At 75.5% G+C, this 788-nt stretch carries 1 protein-coding gene; it reads left to right on the top strand.

Features of this window, described 5'->3' with window-relative positions:
- Positions 1-153: 153 nt before the first annotated feature.
- On the top strand, positions 154-788 hold a 635-nt coding region (locus tag ACYVE9_RS29180), incomplete at its 3' end, for an SRPBCC family protein (protein ID WP_461030885.1).

Genomic DNA, 788 nt, shown 5'->3' with positions numbered 1-788 from the left:
GGGGCCGGTCGGCTGCCGGGCGGAGCCGGTGCGGACGGGGCCCGCTGCCGGGCGGAGCCTGCATCGGACGGGTCCTGCTGCCGGTGTCGGCCACTCCGGCGCGTCGTCGCGGCACGGGTACATCTCAGCCACCCCGTGGGTAGGCTCACAGGCATGGAGCACGAGGTGTACGTTCCGTTTCCGATCGGCTCTGTGCGGGCGGCGCTCGCCGAGCCGGAGCGTGTGGCGCGGTGCGTTCCGGGCCTTCAGCTCGACGCGCCGGACGAGGCGGACTCCGCCGCGGTTGCCGCCGCCGAGTCCGCGGGGGACGGTGGTGCGGTCGAAGGGCGACTGCGGGTGCGGATCGCCGGTTCGACCATCACCTATCGCGGCGTGCTGCGCCTGCTCGCCCGGGAGAATGGTTTTGCCATCGAGGGTGAGGGCGCCGAGGTGCGCGGGAGCGGCTCCGCGGTGCTGTCCCTGACACTGCTGCCCCGGGCTGCGGAGAACACCGGTGAGGGCGCCGGAACGGTGCTCGCGTGTGAGGGCACGCTGCGGGCCAAGGGCCGCATCACCGAGTTCGAGGACCGGCAACGCGCCGCCACCGGTCGCAGGCTGCTCGACCGGTTCGCCGCCGCGCTGGGCGAGAGCCTCGCCGCCGACTCGCCGGCGGACGACAACGAGCGGGTCATTCCCGGTATCCCGGCGCCCGAGTCACCGGACAGTTCGGAGACGGCACCCCCCGCCCCCGCGACCGGCGAAGCCGCCCCCGCCCCGCACGACGAGCCCGGCCCCGGGACGGCCCCGGG

It is taken from the genome of Streptomyces sparsus, from assembly GCF_054776295.1.
This window is presented reverse-complemented; position numbering and strand designations above follow the sequence as displayed.